The following is a 23,998-nucleotide window of genomic DNA, read 5'->3' on the forward strand; positions in this document are numbered from 1 at the left end:
AAAAAAAATCACATTTCTTTGGGGGCAATTTTTTTCTTACGTTCCTCCAATTCACAAATTTGTTCATCCAAATGATTAATTAATTTTTTCCTATCCCAAAAATTCATATTACCAATTATCTTACCTGATAACGGTTCTGGGAATTTGCCATCTCGAACCATGCGATAAAGCTTTTGACGATTAATATTAAAAGCTTCACAAACCTCAAAAGTGTGCATGATATAGTTCCATTCATTCATAATCGTTTACCTCCTTCCCTGATTAAAACTGTACAAATAATAAACAGTTTTGAGCATTTGTGTGAAAAAAAGTCACATTTTTAAAACACAAATATAAGGTGAAAAAACATAAATTCAAGGTCAAAAAACACCCAAAAGTGAAAAACACTATAAAAACAACTGTTTTTGAGTAATTCATTGTTTGTAGAAACCTCTATAACGAAGGTTTCAAGAAATGAATCCACCTTAAATAAGTGTTTTTTAAAAGAACCAAAAATCCTACCGCACTCCACTCCGTTCCGTTTGGTCGCCTTCACATCTTCCAGATGCTCGTCGTAAAAAACATTACTTTATTAGTTATTCAAACAATAATCATCAAACAATAAACTTTTAAAACAATGAACATCCATTTATTTACAAAATATAGTAGACATTTGTAAAAAACGTTCAAATCCCTTGGGACACAAGGGATGAAGCAATATAATTTTTAACCTTACTATAAGAGTATAGCAATATACTATATACTCCTTATAGTAAGGTTATTTTTTTACACGCCAAATCCATTGGGAGAGTAAGTGCGAACCCAATTTTGGACAAAAGTCTACTTTTATATTTTGATGCTTTTTACATAAAAAAGAGAAGGAACCAATGTCCCTTCTCTAGATTATTAATCCTCTTGGATATAAAACTGACCTTTTACGGTTTTTGGTATCCCATACTTTTTACGAGTCTCTTGATTTGTTTTCAGTTTCTTGAATCCACCGAAACTTTCAATGTAACCAGATTTCAAAACCTTTTCAATTTCTGTTTTACTTGCTTGTTTTTTTCTCTTCTTTTTTATCTCTTCATCGTAAATATGGACTTTGATGCCACGAAAATCTATCGAATCAAGCATAATATAGTCCTGTTTTTGGCGTTCAAATTCTTCTTTAATACGATTAATCACTTGGTCCCCAATCTCTTTAATTTTGTGGGGAATTTGGCGTCCATCTTCAGGAAATATCTCTTCTGCAATCTCATTTCCCAAGAAAGAGATGATAGATGTTTTATTCAGGTGTTTGGACCGTTGAAATCCTTTAGAATCCAAGTACTGAGCTCTTTTTTCAGCTTCCATCAAGCCGTCCTCAAAGTCAGGAATATAGTAGTAATTGATGAGTTTTTCTTCATGGCTACCATCGTTCTGTTTCTCGATTTGTTCCTTATACAAAAGTGATTTTTCGGCTATTTTTGGGTGTATTTTCGAGAACGGAACTCGTTTGATGAAGCCAAGAATTTGTAACATCAACACTTCTTCATAGATTTGATATTTAAACGCTTTGCTTAATCCCTTTTTATTTTTCTTCGCCACAAAATTCCCTGAAACTTCTGCTAGATGAGAGAAGGAGACGAAGAAATAATTATGGCCATCGTAATTAAAATGCTCATAAAATTGTTTTTTCCCGATTGAATTCAACGTACCATATACTCTAAGTCTCGTATTGGCGATTCGGTTTCTGGTTCCTGAGAAATATTTTTGAAGAGATTCAGAGAATTCACCTGCTTCGATTCTGTGAGGAACCTCGTAAATAAAGGATAGGTTCTCAGAGTACTTCTCGTTCATGTTATTCTCGAATTCCGAACGGACCAGTTTGATACCTAACAACTTACAAACCAATCGAATGGTCTGTTTGAACTTTAAATTCGAAGCTTCGGCAATCAACTTCATCGTCGTCTTCGACTGGCAATTCGAGTGACAGTTATAATAGTACTGGTTCATTTTCTCGAAGTAAGAAATGAAGGCCGACGGCTTTTCATCGTGGTGAAAATGACAATTAAAATTGGTTGAAAGCAATTCGTCGTTATCAAAGAAATGAACAGGGTGAATCATACCTATCATTTCAAGTACTTCAGGTTTGGAGAGTTCTGGTTTTTCTTTACCGACTAAAATATTATAATAATGGGAATATGCTTCATGGCCGAAATACTCTCGGGCTATGTATTCTCTTTCCTCATCATCAATGTTCTCAGTCACTTTTAAATCGGTTTGGGCTTTCTTCTTGGTGACCTTCCTCTTCTCTTCCACGTACATTTCTCCGGTATCATCATCGACTTTGGTTTCTTGAATTAACTCTCGTTTGGTTTTGAGTTCCGATTTATCAATGAGTTCCACATTGAAGTGTTTTAACCAACCTTCCATCGATTTGCCTGTTTTATCTTCTGGAAGTTGTTTTAATGAGACCAAAAAGGGCTCATTTTTCAAATGGTAGAAGCCGGCTAAACGTAAAACCCGTCCCTTGTCAAAAACAGATGTATCGATGGAATTTTGCCACGATTCCTTGAATATCTTGGCCAGCGAACGAAGAAAACGACTATATTCTTCCTGTTCGATGTTTTTATCACCAGAATTCTTCAGATATAAGTGAAATCCGTTGGCTGTTTCGATTATCATAAAGTTTTCTAATACGCCATCGTTATCTTTTAAGAAACCATGTTTCTTTTCTTCGATGTATTCAGTCGGATTCGACTGATACACATCCCATTCCTTCTGAACCTCTTCAGGAACCACAGATAATTTTTTAGGATTCTTTGGTTTGAAATCGAAATCAAACGAAAAGACATTCACATCGGTAATATCACTTTGTTTGGTTCCTCCCGACTGGATGTTGAAGAAAACACCGACTGCATTCTTTTTATTATCGGGGTGGTTCGCGGAAGCCAAGTAATTAATTAATTCTTTTCCATCTTCATTCACAATTGTTTCTAATTGATTCGTTTCAGCGTTCCGTCGAACACCCTTTGAAACTAATTGCGTAATGGTTTCAAATTTTATATCTTTATAGATGGCCCGACTCCGATAAACTCTCGGTTCACTTATTCTATCTTGAATCGTTCGAAAGTAGATTGCTAGATTCGGATTCTCTTCTTGAGGTCCAAATACGAATTCAAGCTGTTTCTGCAGCATTTTTGCTCTTGCTTTTTTATCTCTATGTATTTTTGGCATAATAAAAGTCCTCCTAATTTAAAAAATTAACTTTTTTAAACCGGAGAACTCTTTCAAGGTTTTTTCCTTTTCTTTTTGCAAAAAATTATAAATCTGCTATAATAAGCATATAATAAATTAGCAAAAGGAAATCAATTTGGTCGTTGGTTCCTTTGGAAGTTCTCCGGAGAGAAGAAGCTTTGCCGAGCTCTTCTCTTTTTTATTTTTTATCTCTCTATTTTTCTATCATCTTTTTTAATCTTCTGTGAAATCTTCTTGAAATCAATTTTATCATACAAAATTCGATTAATGTTTTTAAACTTTATTTAATTCAATCTAATACTATCTAATAAAACGATAGAATCACCGATATATCAACATTTTCAATCTTTTTCTCTACTAAAAATTTTTTAATTTTTTTTATTCACTTCTTCTCCCACCTTATCGTACACTTCATTGATATCCTCTTGGGTGTCTAGTCCGATGTATCTTTTGGTTACATAGACATTCGCATGATTGAAAATCTCTGATAAAACGTTGAGCGGAACACCATTTTGATATGCAAAATACCCAAATGTTTTTCGCAGGGCGTGCCCTGAAAGCCGTTCTAATCCGACGTTTTCAGCTGCCTTTTGTATAATCTTGAACGCACTAGTTCTCTCCAGTCGGTCTTTGTTTTGGTGTGGCGAGTAAAAAAGATAGTCATTTTCTGATAAGTTCATCTCAAAAATGTAATTCTCGAACAGCTCCTGCATTTCCTTATTTATTCTTATTTTTTTCGAATCGAAAAGAATCTCTGAATGGCTTACTGACGAAGATTCAGATACATCTTTGACTTTTAAATTTAAAATGTCCGTCACTCTCAAACCAAGGTTTAGAAAAGATTTAAACAACAAATGGTCTCTGGAACCGTGTCTGTTTTTCAACAGTTCCTGTTCAATTTGTCTGATAGTATTTATATCTTTAATTGGTTCTATTTTGCGTTTTCGCAACATGCTAACCTCCTAATATTAAAAAAACCTTTCTTAGTTTACTACTCATTAATATAACATACTTTTTATCATTTTGTTGAAAAAAGTGCATATTTTTTTCTAAGTTTTTCTAAAAATCTATCTTGTGATTCCTTTCCTTTTGAGTTCCCGATAAAGCGAGGCCCTTGAGACGCCTGTGCTTTCGCATATTTCTTTCACTGTTTTGGAAGTTTCTTGGTACTGGCGAATAGCTTCTAGTATTTGTGGTTTTTTCCACTCACGGGGTCTTCCAAGGTGTTTACCTTGGGCTTTGGCATTTTCGATTCCCCTGCGTTGCCTTTCTTTGGTTTGGTCTCTTTCGAATTCGGCGAATGCTGACATCACTGCAAACACCATTTTTCCAGCCGGAGTTCTCGTATCAACTCCTAGTTTGATAATGACCAAATTAGCATCTTTTTCTTCTATTCTTTTGGAATTTAATAGTGATTGAACAGCTGAACGACCGAATCGCGTAACGTCTAAAACAACAACCGTATCTTCCGGTTCTAACTTCTCAATTAAATCATTCAGTTTTCTTTCTTTGGAGACACCTGTTATTTTCTCAGATATAATTTCGTCGCAGCCATATTTCTTTAATTCTTCGATTTGTGATTCATCGTTCATTGATTCATCCGATACTCTAGAATATCCATAAATCATGGTTATTTCACCCCCCTTATTTGATACAAACCTTAGAGACACTATAATCCTTTTTCTATCGATGTCAAGAAAAAAGTATCAAAAGGTTCACCTTTGAGACATATTATTTGGAAAGAAAACCCCTCGAACGTTGAGGGGTTCTCTGGTTGGTTTTTTAGACACTTCTTTTTATTTCTCTGTTCTAATTCGAATCGATTCAATCAGAACTTCAATTAGATTATCAGAAATCACAGAAGAAAACACGGAATTTAAATCAACTTTTCTTCCATTATATAAAGAAACGCCAAATTCACACATTTTCTTGGTGGAACCAGTTAACTCTGGTGCATTGAAGATATATTCTTCTCCGTTCCAAGTTCCAATATCGAGTAATAAATGACTGTTTTCATCTAACCTCTCTACATCTTTATAAGTCTTAAAAATTTGTGGGTGAGAAGCGATGTAAAGCGCAGCTTGGCTTTGGCCGTCTTCAAATTTATAAAAATCTAGCAACTTGTTAAAATTACTTTCATGTTCCTCTCCATCAAAATACATCGATTCACCTCTTCTATTCATAATCGTAAAATGCTTTGATTTCTCCGAGGTCTTGAAACTTGTGCTCTGAATGCATTTTAACATCTACGGTTTTTGCGTTTTTTACGACGGAAACAGTGAGGTAGTTCCCGTTCCCCACATTAATCACCACGGTCTCCTGTTCATTGTTCGACTCCAAGAGATAATGTTCTCCATTGTTGAAGGTTGGGATTCCTTTTTGTTTCAGTTCTTCTTTTGAAAGGTTTTTGAATTCCATTCGAACAGCTCCTTTATTCTTTATAAGCTTCTACAATTTTTCGAACCGCCGCATTCAACACATGGGTTTTAAACCCTCTACCCTCTCGTTGAGCAATCTCGTTGAATTCATCGTACAACTCATTTTCTAATAAAAAAGTTAATCTTGTGTGTGTATCTTCTATCGTTGTTTTTTTACGTTTTCCTTCAACCTCTGAAGTCAAGAAGGCTTTGAAGTCCTCAGTTCTTTCTTCTGTTTCTTCTAGTGCTTTCGTTTCTTTTACTTTCTTTTCTTTAGATTCCTCTTTATCTTGTTTCTTATTAATTGAAAATGGGTCTCTTACTTGTTTTTTATTTGACATAGTCTATAACCTCCTCAGCTAATTCGAAATATGAATGAACTAAATCGTTCGTTTTATCCGTTAACACAGCAGGTTTACCCTCATAGGCCACTGCTGAGGCGAACCGAATAGATTTAGGGATAATGGTCTCAAACATATTAATTTCTTTTTGATAACAAAATTTTCTTGTCTCCTGTAGCATCTGAGTATGAAGTGTGGTCCGGGAATCAATCATCATACCTAGAACTCCAGCGATATTTAAGTTTTTATTTGAGTCTTGGAATTTCTCAACCGCTTTGACCACTCTCTGTACACCGGTTACACCAAATATTTCAGGTGCGAACGGTATGATAACTTCGTCCGTAAAATTCAATACGTTTCCTACTACGAGCCCAAAGTGAGGGGGTGTATCAATAAAAATATAGTCGTACTTTTCTTTTAATACTGAAAGTTTTTGATTAAACAACTCATATGGTTCTTCATATTTGTTCAAGTTAGGCAATATTTCGAAATCCAAGAAATCCATATCTTCATTAGAAGGCAGCAAATCAATATTTTCTCCAACATTTAAAATGACATTCTTCGGGTCTTCATCTTCAATCAGTACATCGAACAAGTTCTTTTCAATTTCATCAATCGAGATTCCAAAAGAATTCGCAGCATTCGATTGACTGTCAGTATCGATGAGCAAAACACGTTTATCATACTGTGTTGCAAAAACAGATGAAAGATTAGTAATGCTCGATGTTTTTCCAGACCCCCCCTTCGCGATAATCGACGATATCACCTTGGCTTGTCCCATAAAAATCATCTCCTCGTATTAATAATAAATAAAACATTTCAGTAATAAGTTTAAGTTATACCTAATATATCAAATATTCATTGATATGTAAAATAATTACTTTTAACAATTAATTATAATTATTCATGGTTATTGTTAATGAACAATGTTAAGTAACATTATTACTGTTAAGTATAACTATTACTTATTAATAATATTCAATAGTTTTAATGAAAATCCTTCATGAATATTTATTTTATTCAGAAACACTTAACACTTATCCAAACACCTTAGTGGTGCACTCGATATGGTTTGTTAATTAAATCGGTTCATTTCATATATTTAATAAAAAGTAAGTGTATTACTTTTCATTTCTAATTAAAAATATTACTGTTAAGTGATAATATTAAATAATAATAAACAATGTTACTTATATTTTTTATTAAAATTATTAATTTTAAATAATACTATTAAATGTTAATGCTCCTCGAATCTTATTTCCCATGACCATCTTTTTGTGTCATTAGAAGATGAACGTTGATGTGACGGGTGTTTGAAGCGATTCCACAAAACTTCTACATGTATTATACTTGGGGGTTTTGAATGGATGTAGACCACAAATGTTGATGTAGTGGGATTTTTAAATGACACAGAAAACGGGTGAACTATCACAAATAAATGGTGAGTGGTAGAAGTTTAAAAAATGAAGAATTGAGGATATAATATAAAGAAAGACTATCGTCAACTAGATGTATAGGAGTGACCTAAGTTTGGCAGGCAGGGGTAGGTTATTTTCTTCTATCACAAATAAATGGTTATAAATTAAGACAGCCACATGGGGCTGTCTTAATTTAATATTAATACCCTGAACCAGTAGAGACACCTGTCACATCGAAATATAAATCGAATAAGGTGTTTCTATATTCGTTCTCAATGTAATCTTCATCAGGTTTGTTCCAATTATCACAACCGGGCACAGGGACATTACTTTGTGTACACGATTCATCTTCATCTCGAGTTACTAAGATATCTATCTCTTGGTGGAGATAATCCCAATATTCAAAGTTGGTTGGTGTTTTTTCTTCGTCACCCCAAGAACTTGTTAAGGTCGAGTAATATAAATCGGAATCAACACTGTTGAATCGAACAGCATATTTGCCGGCCGAGTCATCCATGTTGTGACTATTCTCCGAGGAATCCCAATTCGTGTAATTGGATTCAGTTATCTCGTATCTGTCTGAATCACTATTGTTCCACGGTGTGGTATCATCTCCTGTTGTTGAACCATCCATGTCCTCTTCGGAACCATCATCCCACAACAAGAATGCCTGATATCCATGACTGCTGCCCCATTCGACTTCAGTTGGTCCCTCAATGACCATGTTGACGGGTTCGTGAGACCAGAGGGAGACTGGGTTATACGTTTGGTTGAGATTTTCATTCTCTTCATTCGAAGGCATGGGTATGCCTGATTCACTGAAGACATCGATTCGAATAGCGTTCCATCCTTCATGGGGTAAACGGTGGTCGAGTAAAGTGTTTGGAACATTGGTGTTATAACCATTGGTCTCGTATGTATCATCGGTTGTCGACCACTCATCATTTTCATCTAGTAATCTAAAACTCATTTCGTTTAGTTCACTACTATGAGCGACTTGCTGTGCGGTTCCGTCATCGTATACAACATTTGTTGTGATGTCGTAGTAATGACCCGTTTGGTAAGTCGTATCGTTAAATGCATTTGGTGTCGGAGAACTTCCTGAACCATTGAATGGTTCTGCCTTGATTGGTCGACTTGGATTATTAACCTCAATGTCGTGACTAGTATCTTGGGTTTCGTCGAACACGTCCAGTCGGTCGATTCCTATTAAATCAAATTCAAACTCCCCATGTGCCGGTTCGTATTCATCTTCGACGAACGACCAATCAGGTAAGCCATTGTCGTACTCATCATGCGGGTAATCACAGTTGATGTTGAATCCGTTGGAATTCGGATTTGGAATGTACAATTCATTAATAGCATTCGGTTGATGTTGGTTTCCTTTAACATCGGTGTATCCGTCAGTCCAGTCTTCTCCAATATAATTCACTTCTTCTCCGGTGGAACGGACGGTCGAAGTCCATACATCATCTTCGAATGTAATGTCTTTATTAGAATCGTCTTGCCAAATCACGTCACAAGTAAATTCGTCTCGGTGTCCTGAGTAACCTTGGGAATCATTGTTAGACGTGATTTCGGTTCTGTTTGAGTAATGTCGGGTCTGGAGAGAAGGGTCTTCATAGGTATTGTTGATATAGTTATAAACAATCTCTCGACTGTTACCCATATCCATGTTCTGTCCAGTATCACTTTCCACGTACATTTCATCCAAGCAATTGAAGGTTTCATCTAGCGTTTCGTAGTATTTTTCACAGCTGTAATCACCGTATTCTTCGTCTTGATAAGTCTCTTCTTTTTCAATTTCTATGGTCACGTCGGTGACATAGTCGAATCGGACGTCTTCTCTATCCTTATATCCGTTCTCGATATACTCGTAGGACTGGATTCGGGAATCCTTTCCGTGTTCGTAGTCGAATTCATTGTCTCTCGAACGAATATCGGATTTGTCGTTGGCATCATATGAGATTTCTAAATCGTCGGTACAGCTGATATTTCTCACAAACCCGTCGGAAGGACGAGGGAAATAAGTCTTGTTACAGGTTGGTTCAGTAAAATTCGTATAGGTTTCTTCAACCGTGTTCCATTCAACTCCATCAAGTCGTCGGTGAACGTCTGGTGTACTTTCTCCTTTTTCATGAGTCTCAATAACCCTTGAACTCGGAGAACCTTCTACTACCTCGACGTCTTGGACATAGATAACTGTTCTATCATCGTCATCGGAATCGGTCCAACCACCAGCTGTGTGAGTGTATTCATACTCTGGTATTCTATAATCATCTCCATTGAGAGAACCATAGTTCGTTTCGTCTTCGATAATCGTATTACGTCCCTCATTGAAACCGTTGGTATTATAGGTATGTTGAATCGAACTTGTACAGTCTCTTGGACTGAAAGGTCCATAGTAGTGTATCTCACAGGTGATACTGGTTAAATCTCCAATTCCGTCCGAGTACACTTCCTCTTCGTGGTTTTCTACGTTGACGACGGAAAATTGATATTCCTGATGATGATATGTTCCATACTCTCCCGTATGCGCGTCGTCGTAACGATAATACTGAACATTTAAGAAAGGTGTTTCATAGATTCGACCAGCTGCCGAGTCATTCGAATCATCCCGTGTCCATCTCGAGAATTGCTGACTCGTAGAACTGCCATCTCTTGTTTCAATTGAATCGGAGGAATCGTCGGAAATCTGGTCGGAACCTTGTAAATCTCGTAAGTTAGAATTAATCGGTCCAAAAAAATCAATGGTTGAACGAGTCAATTGAGGGTCGAATGTCTGGTCGATTTTTTCGTCAGATTCGGGGTTTTGTCCACATATCTTCTCCTCACCATCTCCGTACTCTTTCCAACAGACTGGAACAATCGCCCGCTGGTCAACATGGGAGGTGGAATTTGGTGAAAGACCTGCTTGTCCTTCGTTTTCGCCGTAATTTGTTCTATACTCAACGTGGATGACCCAGTAAGATTTAAATTCATCTTCAAAGGTTTCTCCGTTCATTGTCCCATCAACTTGAAACTCTTTATAACCTGTATCTTTGAATGATGTATCCTCTTCTCCTTTAACATTACGAACTCTAAAACCAGAATCTTTAGTGACTGTCCTTGTCTTTCCATATTCCTTATTAGTTTCATACGATTGAGGTGTATCATCTGATTTTGTACAAGTGTAAGTGTAATTCTCGTCGTCCTCTCTATCCCCATAAAACGTTTGTGTTGGTTGATATACATCATATTTATCATAGGTTTCCGTTTGCCTGATTTCAAAATCACTCTGGTATAAATCATCATCATACGTTGTATCAGAAGTTTTAACTACTCTAGTATTACTATAAGTGTGGTTTCTCTCATTATCCTCGGATTCATAATCTCCTTCAATAGTATCGGTCACGACACAGGCTGAGGTACTATTTGCGACAGGTGTTTTCGGTTCTGGTTCTTCATCCCCATCCTCAGCAAGAAGGATGGCAGAGCTCCACACAAAACTAATCAATAAAAATAATGATATTTTCTTATACATTTAAACCCCCTTTGCTAAGTCCTCGATAAACTGAGGTGGTTCGTAAAAATCAATTAATTCAAACACTTCTTCTAATTCTTGATTCGCAAATTCGTAACGAGGTCGAAATGGACTATCTTCCATAAAGAAATCATCTAAAGGTCTTTCGTAACTTGAAAAATTTTCGACCACTAAATCAATGGTTGATTTACGAAAAGACAATGGTGTTTTTTTATCATGTCCCGTATTGGACCTACCGTTAAATTCCATCCAGTCGTGTATCACCCATCTTTTAAACTCTTCTGCAGCTGAATTTTGATATTCAGTGTCGCTACTCACTTTATCTCCTACGATTTTTTCTTCGAACCATTCAATGTATTCGTTGGTCTCATCATCTAAATTGTTCTTAAACTCACCAACCGTCAAAATTCCTCGTTCTCCTCTTTCACTCCATTCAGTTACATTCCAGTCGTCATCAAAATCTATAGGATACTTCGCTTCTACCATCACCGTATCATCCTCGTTTTCCTCAACAAACTCTTCCAAAATCTCATTGATACGTTGTTCGTCCTCGGTTAAATCAGACTCTTCTTCAACTGTCTCTTCTTCTTCCATATCATTGTTTTCTTTATTTTCAACAGTTTCGTCTTCTTCCTCAGAAGATTCTTCTTCTTTCGGTTCCTCTTCTACTTCCTCGATATCTTCATCGTTATCCACTTCATCGACTACTGTCTCATCGTCAGAACAAGCAGCAGCAAACATCACCAAAAACATCAACATCACAATAAAAATAAACTTAAATTTGTACATTGTAGTACCTCCTATATAAGTAAAAAACGTTGTATTCATTCATTTCTTCATTTTTTATATCTACCTTTATTTTACCATATGAAATATCATTTTGTTGAAAAAAGTCTAAAAAGTTTAAGAACCAAAAAAGGAGGAGCCGGAGAACTCCACCTTTAGAGGGATATAAACTCGTTACCCAATAGTATATAGTTTTACCAACTTCCTTTGTTTTGTTGGTAACCACTTTATAACTCAAAAAAACTGGATGTCAATCAATTATTTGAAATAGTCATCTTTTCCTCTTTCTAGCTCCATCTCTTTGGCCTTCGCCTTCTCTTCTTCTCTTAACATCTCTTCCTTGGTCATACCAAAGTAATTGATGTTTTGTTTGATTAAACGCTTATCCCGCATCGTTTCAACTTGCTGTTGGCGAGTCTCTATTTGATTGATTTGTTCTTCGAGTTTATTAATTTGAAAGTCCATTTTTTTAGCTGCCACATACTGTCGTTGGTTCGATAGATTTTGTTGGTATACCGGGCTTGGGGGCCTTTCATGCTTTTTGTTTTCGAAAGTCTTCTTAATATCCTGAAGCTTACTTTTCGTTTTATCAAACCCTTCTCGCACTTGGTCCTTGGCCTTTTCAACGTCAATGTCTTGGTTCTTTTCTCTCTGTTTCTGTTTCAATTTCTCCGTTCGCTGCTGAATCCTTTCCTTTATCAACTTCTCTTCTTCCTTTTGTTTCTCCTCCGGAAGACTTGATTGATAACGTCGAAGAGCCGATATCGCTTGGGCATCATCGAGGATTTTATCAGCGTCAAATACATTATTTAATTTAACGGTTTGGGAATCATCTTTTTTAGAGGTCTCAATATGCTGTGGAGGAAGTTTTTGATTTCGATTGGTCAGCTTTTGCGTTTTTAATTGACGCAAATTCGCTTTCTTATCAGCAACAATTTTATCCGTTTGTTCGTCAATGTGATAACCATTGAAACTCTCTCGTTTGTATTGTCTCTGGGTTGGGGTCAAAGCCTTTCTCTGTCGGTTCTCCAACTCTTTTCTCTGAGTTTCTTGAAATTGTTTTTGGTAGGGAGATTCTTTTTGTTTCGATTTTTTATTCAGATATTGCTCTTTCAATTCCTCTTTCTTTTGTTGACTGGAATCAACTTCACGCTCCTTGACCGACTGTTTCAAGTCCTCGCGTTCGTTTTCAAGTTCTTTAACTTCTTGATTATATTCTCTAGCTTCCTCTGCTTTTTGGGTGTTTTGGGCTCCGATTTTCCGAGTCGGAATTTTATCAATTCCTTGTTCCTTATACGATTTCTCAGATATTTTTGGAACGTGCTCGTAACCATTTTCTTTAAGAAACTCGTTATGGTGCTCGGCCCATTTTTCACGAATTTGATTAACTAAATTTCTGTCTTTCCAACCATTCTCACGATATTTTTTAGAGTTAAAACCATCTTCATTCAACTGGCGATTAGGTATCATCAGGTGAGCATGCGGATTATCATGGATTAAGTCCTTTTGGCCATCTATCATATAAGACTCATTTTTCTTCGAGTCGTAATCCATTTTATGTAGTGCCATATCCACAGGTAAACCGTTTTGAACAAAATTCTTTTCCGCAAACTCTTTTACCATTTGCTTGTTCGTTTCTTGGTCTACTTCTGATGGAAGAGCCAATTGAAGCTCCTTCGCAAATTCAGCCTTGGCCCCTTTACCGTTTTGGCCATAATATGTACCATCTTTTTTCTTGTCCGCGTTCTGGACCTCGTTCCATAATCTTTCTCTATCCTTAGACCATTCAGGATGTTTTTCAGGTAGCAGGATTTCTTTATAATGAACATCATCTTTCTTCGAATAATCAAACGTTTTATCGAGGGTGTTATCTTTGATTTTTTCTCCCGAACGGTAAGCAATAGCGTTGGTTGCCATTCGATTATTTTTTAATCCAATTCTATTCATCTGACAATAAAACATACTCATTCAATCACCTCCTTTTAAATTCATATCCGATTGGATGATAACTCATTTTTTAAAAAACGATAGAAGAAAATCGATTTTGTCTTATTAATATTTTTCCGATTGATTCCATCCGTCCCCGTTTAAAAATTCACTTTCCGATTCATTTTTTTCCGTTAATTCATTTTCATTTTTTCAGCCGGCTGCAAGCCCCCTCGGAGAGCGCGTCTCTAATTCCACTTTGCAAAAGTGGGGAGATGCGCCCTCCTGACGTTCGGGGAAATCAATCGGAACGATATCAAAGAAACAATTTATTAATATTAAAAATGATAGATGGGAGAACCCAAATAAAGAAAATCAATTTTTTCCTACACATTTTCAAAAAATCAATTATAAAATCAATAACTCGAAACCATAGACGAATTTAAATCGGTCGATTTTTTTGGAAAGCAAAATCGGAAACTTTTAATCGGAAAAACGAAGATATAAAACTGGATGTTTTTCAAAAACAATCGTCGAAAAAAACATTTTAATTGCCGCGGTCGAAAGGTCATAATCGTGAAAACTTTTAGCGGCCAGCTGCGCAGGCCAACCGGAAAAAATCGAAGAACCATTCGTTCGACGAACCCCTCGGGGAGAGTAGGAAGCGAAATCTGCGTAAAATTATTTTATTTTTAAACTTCTATTTAAAGAAAGGAGGAAAAGTTATGTCGGAGCATCAAAGTGAAAAAAACGAGGGAAAAAAGTTAGATTTTACGAGGGTGAATGAGAGAACTTCAAGTAAAATCATGCAGGAATTAGAAAAGGAACGAGAAAAGGAGCAAAGAGAACGGGAACTGCAAAAGAAAAAAGAAGAAAAATTAAATAAATTACAAAAACGAAAGGCTAAACTGCTGGTGCAAGAGAAAGAAGCGCAGGAAGACCTTAATAAAAAGATGAAAAAAAGAAGAACTCACAAATTAATTGAAATCGGAAGTCACCTTCAATCCTTTGCGGGCCCTCACGTAACTGAAAAAGGAAAACGTTACTTTGAAACAATAGATGAAGGCTTCGAAACCATCAAAATGCTTATCGATAACTGGTATGACTATGCGAAACTCGAAAAAGAATTGGAAGCACTCAAACAAAACCCTTCTAAAAACGCCGAAAAATCAAGTTTTGAAGAAGAATTCGGACGATACGTTATAAACGAATTTAAAAAACGAAATATTCACGACAAAAAAGCTCAAGAGAAGTGGTTGAAAGCCTTTTTCGTTCAAATAGATAAAAAACAGCAGCAAACAACGAAGGGAGGTCAGGATGGTCAAACCCAGAAAAAGACTGAGAAAGAAAATGGAGAAAAAGAGTCTGGAACTGAAAAACATAGAAAAGACAATTAATCGATTAATTAAAAAACAAGGAGGTAAAAATGCCGGGAAAAGAACAGATTAAACAAGATTTAGAACTATGTGCAAAAGCCATGAATGGGGTTTTAGAAACTTTAATTGAAGTTGAAGAGGACTTACACGAATACTCGGTCGTTCTCGAACGAGACGATAATGACTTAATGATTTTAATGGCTGAAGTTGAGGAATCGAGAGAAAACTTTCTCGATTTGTTGGCCCGATTCGAAGTTATATCCGAGATGAAAGGGGGTTGATATGAAAAAACAACTGTACATATTTCTCCTCCTCCTTCCCTTCTTCTTTTTCCATCCGGCAGAAGAAATTGAAGCCTTTTGCCCACCCGGAAGCTTCTCTGAACAAAGCTATAACGATGATAACGAGGAGTTGAACGAGGAAGGGAAGCCGGTCTTCGAATGTCAATCTATATCAGAAGGCGATGGATGGGATGTGATGCAAGAAGGAGACGGAGCAGACCTTGAAATTATGACGATGTTCCGATTACTAGCTTTGAATGTTGGTTATTTTTCCTTCATTTTATCATTCTTCACCGTCATTTATGCGGGATATTTATATACAACTTCTGGTGGCCAAACCACCAAAATGGAAGAATCCAAACGTTATATTTTTTATGCTTTCTTAGGGATGTTTTTCGGGGGAATGTCTGTCGCTTTAGTTTCCATTATTGGCGGAGTATTTTCTTGAGAAAAATCTACAAAAACCTAAAAAACATGGTATAACCTGTAAGGTTAGAAACCTTACAGGTTAAGGACCGATTTTCTTTTTTATTTTATTTTTGGAGGTATTATGAACAAAAAATTTTTTACAACAGCTTTAGCAAGTGTATTTTTAGTAACATCGGCTTTTTCCGTGAACGCCGAAGATTCCGGTGAAATGACGGTGAGTGGCGATGTGGAACCAACCGTAATTGATTTCTCCGTTCCGACCGAAACTACATTCTCTATCAATCCAAACGAAGATGAAGGTGAAACTTTTGTTGCGCCTGAGTTCGAAATCGAAAACCACACAAATGCTCCTATTAGTCTTTCTATAAATACATTTGAACACAAAGATTTGCATGAATTCGAAAACGTGGCCATCGATGAATTCGAAGACTGGAAATCTTTAACCGTATCGGAATCAGAACAATATTTATATTTGAATTTACTTCCGTCTGACTCAACTGAGTGGTTAGATGAAACAGCTGGATTTGCAAGCGCTCATGATGTTCAGGATTCCGAGTATGAAATGGTCATCGGAAGTATGGAAGAAAACTCTAGTGTAAATTTTGAAATCGATGGAAAGCATGGGTATGGATTTACAAGTCCACTAGAAACTGAATATACAGTTGAATTTTTATTTGAATTACAATAAACCAAAAAAGACGCAGCCAATTGGCCGCGTCTTTTTCGTTTCCAAAAATTTCCCAAACTTTTAATGAAAGGAGTGAGTTATTTAAAACTCATTGCTAATTCATAAATCATTTTATTATTTTGTCAATAAAATTCGTCGTTTTTTAGTGTGAAAAAACCGCACATAAAATGGCTTTTTTAGTTGATAAATCAACAAAATCAGCTATCATATGAGTGCTTTTAAAAGCATGAAAGGAGTTATTATTTTATGAACAAAAAGAAGATATTTTTTATTGTTGTATCCATTGTTCTTTTACTTCTAGGTGGTCACTTTTATTTAAAAAGTCAGGAAAAAGAATCGATTGTCGAACCGATTGAAAAACAACAAGAAGAAAAAGAACAACCTGAATTTGGTGACGACGGAGATGTTGAAGATAATGGACTCGATTTAGGGAATTCCGAAGAAGTGAAATCAGAACTTCAAGAAAGAACCGATGAATCGTACATGAATTTCAGGGTGAATTCAAACCCTTACTTCCCGGAATCAGACTCCAAAGGGAGCTTGATGTTAGAGAATAAAGAAGAAAACAGTCACGGGGTTCAAGTGATTATTGAAATGGAAGATGATGAAGTCTATAAAAGTCCTTTAATCAAACCCGGCCAGTCGATTCAAGAAACGAAATTGGATAAAGAAATCGAACCGGGAGAATACGAAGCCATTGCTTATTTTGATACATATGACTTAGAAAACAAAAAGAAGAAAGGAAGAAGTGGCGTTAAAATCAACCTCACCATAGGCGAAGGGGGGTCGAATGAAAAGTAAAAAATGGTTGGTGGTATGGGTTGTTTTATTAACAACCTTTATCTTCATCCCCCCAAAAGAAGTAGAAGCTTTCCCCGGAATGGATTCGTTTGATTATTCCAATCAAATAGGAAATGGATGTACCGGTTCGGAATTTAATTTTTTAGATTTCGAGACTTTTAATAACGAGATTTATATGAACCACGACGCCGCGGCCGACGAAGGAGTGGCGCTTGGTTGTGGTTTCTTCTATAAAAAGAACTTTGATGACAATATGTCTTCGTATGATTTTATTTACGAAGAACTATTGAAATCGTATTACTCGAAGAACGAACAGAGAATGAATGAAGGAATTAATATTTCAGATATTACGAAAGAAGAAGTCGAAGAACGACTCGATGGTTTAGAACACGACTTAAATCAACGAACGATAAAGGTTTCAGATATCCAACAAGAAGCTGAATACATCGACCAACATTTTGGTGAAACATTCACATTATGGAGAGATAATTACATAACCGAGGACGGAGAAGAAGTCTATGAATCTCCAACAATTTTGTGGGAAACTGACCAAAGCGAGTACAATCAAAATATTTCTCAATTAGAAAGTGTAGGAATTGATAACCCACAACAAACCGACCACACCTCCTATAAGACGTATGGTTCTGATGGTTTCTTTACCAATGGGTTTGGAACCATGATTGGAGAATGTGAAAGTTATGTCAATGAAGAAGATGACCGAGATGAACCATTCGATTCAGACACGAGAATGTCAGATATTGATGGAGATTATAATGAATTGTTATCGGAAGGAGAAAAATTAGATGATACAGTTCAAAGCAACTCCAATAACCGAGTAACAGGCGCTCTAGCAGACGGGACAACAGGCGTCGTCGGGCCTTCGGTCGGTGAATCAACGAATGACGGAAATAATTTAACTGGGATTAATTGTGCGGATTTCGGTATCATCGCTTCTATGACCAAAATCTTTGACCCTGTCAACATCACTAATGTAAAACCGGTGATGAAAGGCGTTCACTTTACTCAAAACATAGCCATCGGTGTAGCAACGTTGTTAATTGCTATTTATGGTATTTACTTAGCAACGGGTAATCTAACCGTCGACCCATTCAAATTCGTATTAAAAGGATTTGGTGTGGTATTCATCGTAGCCTTTTTACCTTATTTCGCTCAGGATATTTTGAATATCAACAACTTCATTGTCTATCAAATCGGACTCGAAGGGATTTCAGCCGGAGACGGAGAAGCGAAAGCTGCATTAGGCGCTGTCGTTGCAGCACAAGCATTGAACTTCGCTTTGGTTGCTGTCGCGCAATTAATGTTCTTTGGAGTTGGCATAAGTTTATTGCTAATTGGAGCTTTAGTTCTTATATTCTTATTAATCATCGCAGCCAAAGTCATTATCACCCTCTTATTCTGGTGGTACTCAAGAATGTTAACGATTTTCTTCCTTGTAATTTTGGGACCTATCTTTATGGTTTTGATGTTGTTCCCGAAAACCGCTGAATACGGAAGTAAGTGGATTAAAATGTTTACGTCAGAGACCTTATCACAATCGTTATTTGTATTAGCTTTATTTACCATTTCTCAAATCTTCAGTGGATTAGGAGACATCACAAGAATCCTAGATATTAATCTATTAGGAAGTGTCTTCTTGGTTTATGCAGGAATGATATTTTTAAGTAAGATTCCTTCTATCATGCAAAATTTGGTTGGACCATCTCTAGGTGCCGTCGGTTGGAACGATGCTGTTGGTGTTGGAAACGCTGCAGGGAATGCGGTTAAAAATGCAGGCATGGCAGCAACTGCTGCAGGCGCACAAAAATACCGAATGAATCAAGCAGACAAATTACAAGATATGAGACAGAAAGTGAATAGTGGTGAAGCGACACCTGCTGAGGAGAACGATTATAACGAGAAACTGCAATCTCTTAGTAAACGAAGTCGAAGAATGGATTCGTTTAATCGAATTCAAGACCAAGTCAAGAACGGTAAACTCGGAGGAGGAAATCCATTAGATGACATTCGACAGTTAAAATCATCTGAACCCGTTGATATTAACCATGATTATTCTCAATCTTCTCAGTTTACATCTGCTCGTGACGATTATATGACCTCGATGGATATGGCTAATAATAAACAAACAAATTTAGATGAACGAATTCGTAGTGGAGGACTTTCTAGAGATAGTGAAGAGGCAGAAAAACGGCAAACTGAAATTGATAATGATAAAAACGAAGCAACGAACAAGTTGAAGAAAGATATTATCGAAACGATGAAACTAACAGATGAAAATACCCATCCATTAATGAAAGAGATGAAACAAAACAAAGTATTCGGGGACATCAAGAAGAAGTATATGAACCGTCAAGTGAGAAATTCTCAGAAATTCCCACAAGAAGAAGCAACAGAAGAAAACAAAAAAACACCAAAAGAACCAAAAGAATTAGATACCATATATCAAAACATGGATGATGTGGATTTTGATTTAAGTTCCCCTAGTTCCGTCAGACATAAACACGGTATAAGCGACCGAGCACCCGACAGAGCTGGCGAAAAAATTTGGGATGATGGACAATATAAAAGTTCATATTCGAGAAACCATGTTTATCGAGACTCAGTTCTAGGTAAAGAAGGAATTAACTCTCTATCCAGTAAAAAATTTAATACTAATAACCGACATGAATTTGCTTTTGTTGAAATTAAAAATCAACAAGGACAAATCACAGGTGGCATGGCCATTGATAACAAAGATAATATCATTCATAATGTCGCCACTTCTGGTTCAGACCCTCAATCGATAAAAATGATAACCGATACATCCGACGCCTTAGGCGCTGAGGTTATGGAATTTAAAAAGAAAGGTGGAACCGTTGAACAATATGCGGAAGCCTTACCTAAAATGGGATTTGAAGTAGTCAGCCATACAGAAAAAGATGATACGATGTATGCGGTTCGAATTCAAGACCCTAATTTTGTCAACGGTCCAGATACGGTAGTCTCCTCTGAATACAAACAAGATGCTAAACAAATAGCGTTGGATATTCGAGACGGGAAAAATCAAGAAACAAAATCGAATGAAATCCCGGAAATAAAAGAAGAAAAACCAAAACAGGAACCAGAAAAAGAATGATGAAATAAAAAAGAAGTAAATAAAAAGAAGTGTGGAATCAACCACGCTTCTTTTTTACGGAAAACTTTTATTAATAAGAAAGGAAATAATATTAACCTCCAAGTCCCTCAGACTCAAAGGTACTTAATATATAACACCCTTCTTATAAAAATCAAGCAAATAATCGAGAAGATATTGTATATAATTTGTTATAATAGAAATAGGAGGTAATTCAAATGAATGTCCTTTTTACCGATGAAGAAGCTCGACAACTTGAAAATATTCGAATCAAAGTTTTATTCTCTCAGAATCCCATGGAAATCGATTACTATCATTCTAGAATCAATAAAATCATTCGACTTGGCCATGAGAGATGGTTACGTGAAGAGAAATGAGAAAGGCGGCGAAAGCCGCCTTCTCCCAGAACTAAGAACTAAACGTATTTAGCCATTTGTTCAACGATTACATCAACTAATACATTATTTCGTCTTTCATTCGACTCAAATACGCGTTCCTTTTTCATCATTTCCTTCGCTTCTTCCTTCGAATCCGCGTTTTTCAAGTATTCCAAAGCAATCTCATCTCTCATAATCTCCTCCTTAAATTTAAAATAGTCTATTCTCTACAACTCTTTCTCGATTTCTTTCAAGAAAGTAACAAATTTATCCGGTTCACCTTCAACTAACAACTCCGGTTCATCTTCTTTTACTTTATAACAGAATAATCCCTTACAACTGTACTCTACGACCAACGAATCTACTTTTACGGACTGTTCTCCTCTGGTTTTCAAGAAGTCTCCAATCACACCGTATCCATTGTTTTTACTCGTGTCCACGTCTTTCAATAGTTTGACCCAATGTTTATTTTCTTTGGTGTGCTTCTCATCAGAGTTATCGCAACTCTGAAAGCTGTAAATCACCTCTTGGTCCTCTCGGTTGCCCATCTCTTCGTTAATCTTAACTTTTAAATCTTTCAATTCCTCGTTAGAAAAATCTTTTAAATTAATATCACTCATAAATTCCTCCTAAAAATTAATTTTCACTCCAACGGTCGACCAGAATATCCACAATCACATCATTGATTCGTTTATTTTCATCAAATAAGTGTCTATCTTTTAGCAAATCTTTTGCTTCTTCTCTCGAATCCGTTGCGTTGATATATCCTAGGACGATTTCATCCCAATCCCACATATACTCCTCCTTATTAATTATAAATTGGTCACATTTCTAATATTATTCAATTGAATTTTTTGTTTCTTCACATCGACAAATTGGCCGACAATTGAAATCGAATCGCCTTTCGATAGATTTTTGAACTCATCGATAGTTTGAACTTCACCAATTAAATGTCGGGATTTAGGTTTAGAAGCATCTTTCATATAAATTTCTCCATCTGAATCCAAGTCTTCAGCTGTCACGTTAAAAATAAACCATTTATCTTTCAGTTCATCCACTTTATAAGACAAGTTATTTTCTAAATAAGAAAATAGATTGATTTCATCTTCCACCTTGATTTCAAGTGCATCTTCAACTTCTTTTTTCAATGTTTGGAATTCTTCCATTTTCATTTCTTCTTCACTTGGAACAGGTTCTTCCGAATCAACAACTTTATTATTTTCACGATATTCACTTAAATATTTATCTGAATCGAATGGAATCGCCGTCATTTCTTTCATTTCTTCATCTTCATAAAAACGATTCTGTCGGTCGTAAACCGGGTTTAAGTTACCTGTCACAAACAACATATGTAAATCTTCAATACGACGGATTTCATCGGATGAAAATAAATTACGTCGAGTACTTCCTTCAGACGTACTTTGACTTCTATCTGAAACTGAGGTTGTTTTCGTGTTAATTTCAGTCGTTCCTAATAATGACTGCAATTCATTTAACGTCTCCGTATTGGAGAGACCCGGTAAAATCACTTTAGTTGAAAGACAATCATATAATTCTCCACGTTCGTCTTTTGAATAAACCTTGTTTAACTGACTCAAAGACTGAACTGCCAGAACAAGAGACACGTTGAATTTTCTTAACGTTGCCGAATAACTCCCCATATTAGGTATTTTTCCGATGTTGGCAAATTCATCGATAAAGGCAAACACGTTTTGGCCTTCTCGATTTTTCTTCAATTTATTAAAGACTTGTCCGAAAATCGGTGAAATCAACGGTGCATAATACGCAGCTTCATCTTCAGGGAACTGTAAGAACAATACTGTTGGTTTCTCACGTAACATATTTGGGTGAATATCATCTCTTGAAACAAGTCGTGTGATTTTTTCAGTTGAAAATGCTTTAATACAGGAATCCAAAGTCCCCTCAATCCCAGCCAGTTGGCCTTCTGATTTCATCGATTTCTCAAATTTCTTCCACAAAACCTCGCCACGAGAAGATTGTTTGACCAATTCCCCAATGGTCTCATAATCAGACGTTTCAAAAGCTCGAATCACATTGGAGATATTCTTCTCTCCAAACTCCCACTCATAAATCATAACGGCAGCAAACGCTGGGACGGCCATGTTTATCCATTCTGCACCACTAACACCACCGCCTAATTTATCTGCTGCTTGAGATGAGGAATTAAACAAAATCGTTTCAGATAAATTGTAAACTTCATCGGTGTCTTCACAGTTTTTCAATAAGTTATAACCCATTGTATCTTTTTTATCAGGGTTCCAAATTAATATATTATAACCTCGATTTCTTAATGAAACAGCTGTGTCTTTAGCAATATCCCCACTTGGGTCGGTCACAATTGCACTAAACGATTCATCCATTTTCAACAAGTTCGGAACATACGTATTTGAACTTTTACCAGAACCCGGAGGTCCAATAATTAACGAATTGGTAAAACTCGTTTTTTTATTCAAACGAACATTTTTAGAAACAACAATCCCGTCATCTCCAAATAACTCAGGTGATTGTTTTTTTGCTTCTTTGGGACTCAATTGTTCGGCAGTCCCGTGCTTTTTAAGTCTTTTATCCTTATCACCAGAATTAATATATTTCTTTTTAAGAGAAATAAACAAAACTGTAAAAATCCCTGACAACACAATAAAAACGACAATCGGCAATAAAGGTTTCAAATCCCGTTCAAATAAACCGACCAAAGCATCCACTAAAATATCTTTCGGATTACCGAAAATCAAATAAACAATCAAACCAGAAAACATAGCACTTATAAGAATAATAATACTTCTAATAAATTTTTGAACTTCATCTTCCTTAAAAACTTCAGACATTCTCCACCTCCTGTATTAAATAGTTAAAATAAAACATTTCTTCTTTTAAAGCTTCGATTTCATTGTTGAAATAATCCACAACATCATTTTTGTCCCAGACGTTCATGTTCCCATACTTGGTTATCGGTTCAGGAAATTGGTTTTTCTTAACCATTTGCCGTAATTTAAATCGGTCAATACTCAGTAGGTCACACAAGTCTTTAGTAGAAATGAAATTAGAGTTCATCTCCATATAACAGTCCTCCTTTCGTGTAATTTAAGAACCGTCTATACATTAATAGATTTTTCACACAGATGTGAAAAAAAATCACATTTCTTTGGGGGCAATTTTTTTCTTACGTTCCTCCAATTCACAAATTTGTTCATCCAAATGATTAATTAATTTTTTCCTATCCCAAAAATTCATATTACCAATTATCTTACCTGATAACGGTTCTGGG

At 36.1% G+C, this 23,998-nt stretch carries 23 protein-coding genes; 7 read left to right on the forward strand and 16 right to left on the reverse strand.

Features of this window, described 5'->3' with window-relative positions; genetic code table 11:
* Window positions 1–8: 8 nt before the first annotated feature.
* From HWQ49_RS14265 to HWQ49_RS14315, 11 genes are all read right to left on the reverse strand, one after another.
* Entirely contained in the window at window positions 9–239 is a 231-nt protein-coding gene (locus HWQ49_RS14265) for a helix-turn-helix transcriptional regulator (protein ID WP_188208301.1), read from the reverse strand.
* 646 nt (window positions 240–885) lie between these two features.
* On the reverse strand, window positions 886–3,198 hold the full coding sequence (locus tag HWQ49_RS14270) for a hypothetical protein (protein WP_188208302.1): 2,313 nt from the start codon (window positions 3,196–3,198) through the stop codon (window positions 886–888).
* 389 nt (window positions 3,199–3,587) lie between these two features.
* Window positions 3,588–4,172 (reverse strand): tyrosine-type recombinase/integrase, encoded by a 585-nt coding sequence (locus HWQ49_RS14275; protein ID WP_188208303.1) that lies wholly within the window; start codon window positions 4,170–4,172, stop codon window positions 3,588–3,590.
* Window positions 4,173–4,286: 114 nt separating this feature from the next.
* The gene (locus tag HWQ49_RS14280; RefSeq protein WP_188208304.1) at window positions 4,287–4,847 is read right to left on the reverse strand and encodes a recombinase family protein; all 561 of its coding nucleotides are present in this window, start codon (window positions 4,845–4,847) and stop codon (window positions 4,287–4,289) included.
* A gap of 168 nt (window positions 4,848–5,015) precedes the next feature.
* Entirely contained in the window at window positions 5,016–5,381 is a 366-nt protein-coding gene (locus tag HWQ49_RS14285; protein WP_188208305.1) for a hypothetical protein, read from the reverse strand.
* A 13-nt stretch (window positions 5,382–5,394) separates the two neighbouring features.
* Complete coding sequence (locus HWQ49_RS14290; protein WP_188208306.1) at window positions 5,395–5,637, reverse strand: hypothetical protein; 243 nt, start codon at window positions 5,635–5,637, stop codon at window positions 5,395–5,397.
* A gap of 13 nt (window positions 5,638–5,650) precedes the next feature.
* Complete coding sequence (locus HWQ49_RS14295) at window positions 5,651–5,977, reverse strand: hypothetical protein (protein WP_188208307.1); 327 nt, start codon at window positions 5,975–5,977, stop codon at window positions 5,651–5,653.
* Window positions 5,967–6,758, reverse strand: a complete 792-nt coding sequence (locus HWQ49_RS14300; RefSeq protein ID WP_188208308.1) for a ParA family protein — start codon at window positions 6,756–6,758, stop codon at window positions 5,967–5,969. The genes HWQ49_RS14295 and HWQ49_RS14300 overlap by 11 nt, the downstream gene beginning before the upstream one ends.
* A gap of 836 nt (window positions 6,759–7,594) precedes the next feature.
* Window positions 7,595–10,918: a hypothetical protein gene (locus HWQ49_RS14305; RefSeq protein WP_188208309.1), complete on the reverse strand. Its 3,324-nt coding sequence runs from the start codon at window positions 10,916–10,918 to the stop codon at window positions 7,595–7,597.
* On the reverse strand, window positions 10,919–11,707 hold the full coding sequence (locus HWQ49_RS14310; protein ID WP_188208310.1) for a hypothetical protein: 789 nt from the start codon (window positions 11,705–11,707) through the stop codon (window positions 10,919–10,921).
* A 255-nt stretch (window positions 11,708–11,962) separates the two neighbouring features.
* Window positions 11,963–13,672: a MobA/MobL family protein gene (locus HWQ49_RS14315; protein ID WP_188208311.1), complete on the reverse strand. Its 1,710-nt coding sequence runs from the start codon at window positions 13,670–13,672 to the stop codon at window positions 11,963–11,965.
* A gap of 683 nt (window positions 13,673–14,355) precedes the next feature.
* Here HWQ49_RS14315 and HWQ49_RS14320 point away from each other — a divergent pair.
* The 7 genes from HWQ49_RS14320 to HWQ49_RS14350 all read left to right on the forward strand — a co-directional run bounded on the left by HWQ49_RS14320 (window position 14,356) and on the right by HWQ49_RS14350 (window position 20,712).
* Window positions 14,356–15,027 carry a hypothetical protein gene (locus HWQ49_RS14320; protein WP_188208312.1) on the forward strand — a complete coding sequence of 224 codons (672 nt, stop codon included), beginning with the start codon at window positions 14,356–14,358 and terminating at the stop codon, window positions 15,025–15,027.
* 29 nt (window positions 15,028–15,056) lie between these two features.
* Complete coding sequence (locus HWQ49_RS14325; protein ID WP_188208313.1) at window positions 15,057–15,287, forward strand: hypothetical protein; 231 nt, start codon at window positions 15,057–15,059, stop codon at window positions 15,285–15,287.
* A 1-nt stretch (window position 15,288) separates the two neighbouring features.
* A complete protein-coding gene (locus HWQ49_RS14330) occupies window positions 15,289–15,735 on the forward strand; it encodes a hypothetical protein (protein WP_188208314.1) in 447 nt (148 codons plus the stop codon).
* Between the two features lie 102 nt (window positions 15,736–15,837).
* Entirely contained in the window at window positions 15,838–16,404 is a 567-nt protein-coding gene (locus HWQ49_RS14335; RefSeq protein ID WP_188208315.1) for a hypothetical protein, read from the forward strand.
* Window positions 16,405–16,650: 246 nt separating this feature from the next.
* The gene (locus HWQ49_RS14340) at window positions 16,651–17,205 is read left to right on the forward strand and encodes a hypothetical protein (protein WP_188208316.1); all 555 of its coding nucleotides are present in this window, start codon (window positions 16,651–16,653) and stop codon (window positions 17,203–17,205) included.
* Entirely contained in the window at window positions 17,195–20,338 is a 3,144-nt protein-coding gene (locus tag HWQ49_RS14345; RefSeq protein WP_188208317.1) for a type IV secretion system protein, read from the forward strand. The genes HWQ49_RS14340 and HWQ49_RS14345 overlap by 11 nt, the downstream gene beginning before the upstream one ends.
* A 215-nt stretch (window positions 20,339–20,553) precedes the next feature.
* Window positions 20,554–20,712, forward strand: a complete 159-nt coding sequence (locus HWQ49_RS14350; RefSeq protein ID WP_188208318.1) for a hypothetical protein — start codon at window positions 20,554–20,556, stop codon at window positions 20,710–20,712.
* Between the two features lie 38 nt (window positions 20,713–20,750).
* Here HWQ49_RS14350 and HWQ49_RS14355 read toward each other — a convergent pair whose 3' ends face one another.
* Genes HWQ49_RS14355 through HWQ49_RS14375 form a run of 5 tightly spaced genes read right to left on the reverse strand, consistent with a single transcriptional unit; the run spans window position 20,751 to window position 23,790 of the window.
* Window positions 20,751–20,906, reverse strand: coding sequence for a hypothetical protein (locus HWQ49_RS14355; RefSeq protein ID WP_188208319.1), 156 nt, complete (start codon window positions 20,904–20,906; stop codon window positions 20,751–20,753).
* A 33-nt stretch (window positions 20,907–20,939) separates the two neighbouring features.
* Window positions 20,940–21,332 carry a hypothetical protein gene (locus tag HWQ49_RS14360; RefSeq protein WP_188208320.1) on the reverse strand — a complete coding sequence of 131 codons (393 nt, stop codon included), beginning with the start codon at window positions 21,330–21,332 and terminating at the stop codon, window positions 20,940–20,942.
* 16 nt (window positions 21,333–21,348) lie between these two features.
* Window positions 21,349–21,507 carry a hypothetical protein gene (locus HWQ49_RS14365; protein WP_188208321.1) on the reverse strand — a complete coding sequence of 53 codons (159 nt, stop codon included), beginning with the start codon at window positions 21,505–21,507 and terminating at the stop codon, window positions 21,349–21,351.
* 17 nt (window positions 21,508–21,524) lie between these two features.
* Window positions 21,525–23,558 (reverse strand): type IV secretory system conjugative DNA transfer family protein, encoded by a 2,034-nt coding sequence (locus HWQ49_RS14370; RefSeq protein WP_188208322.1) that lies wholly within the window; start codon window positions 23,556–23,558, stop codon window positions 21,525–21,527.
* The gene (locus HWQ49_RS14375; protein WP_188208323.1) at window positions 23,551–23,790 is read right to left on the reverse strand and encodes a hypothetical protein; all 240 of its coding nucleotides are present in this window, start codon (window positions 23,788–23,790) and stop codon (window positions 23,551–23,553) included. Before HWQ49_RS14375 ends, HWQ49_RS14370 begins: the two co-directional genes overlap by 8 nt.
* Window positions 23,791–23,998 lie beyond the last annotated feature (208 nt).

The organism is Alkalibacillus aidingensis, from assembly GCF_014595945.1.
GTDB classification, from domain to species: Bacteria; Bacillota; Bacilli; order Bacillales; family Alkalibacillaceae; genus Alkalibacillus; species Alkalibacillus aidingensis.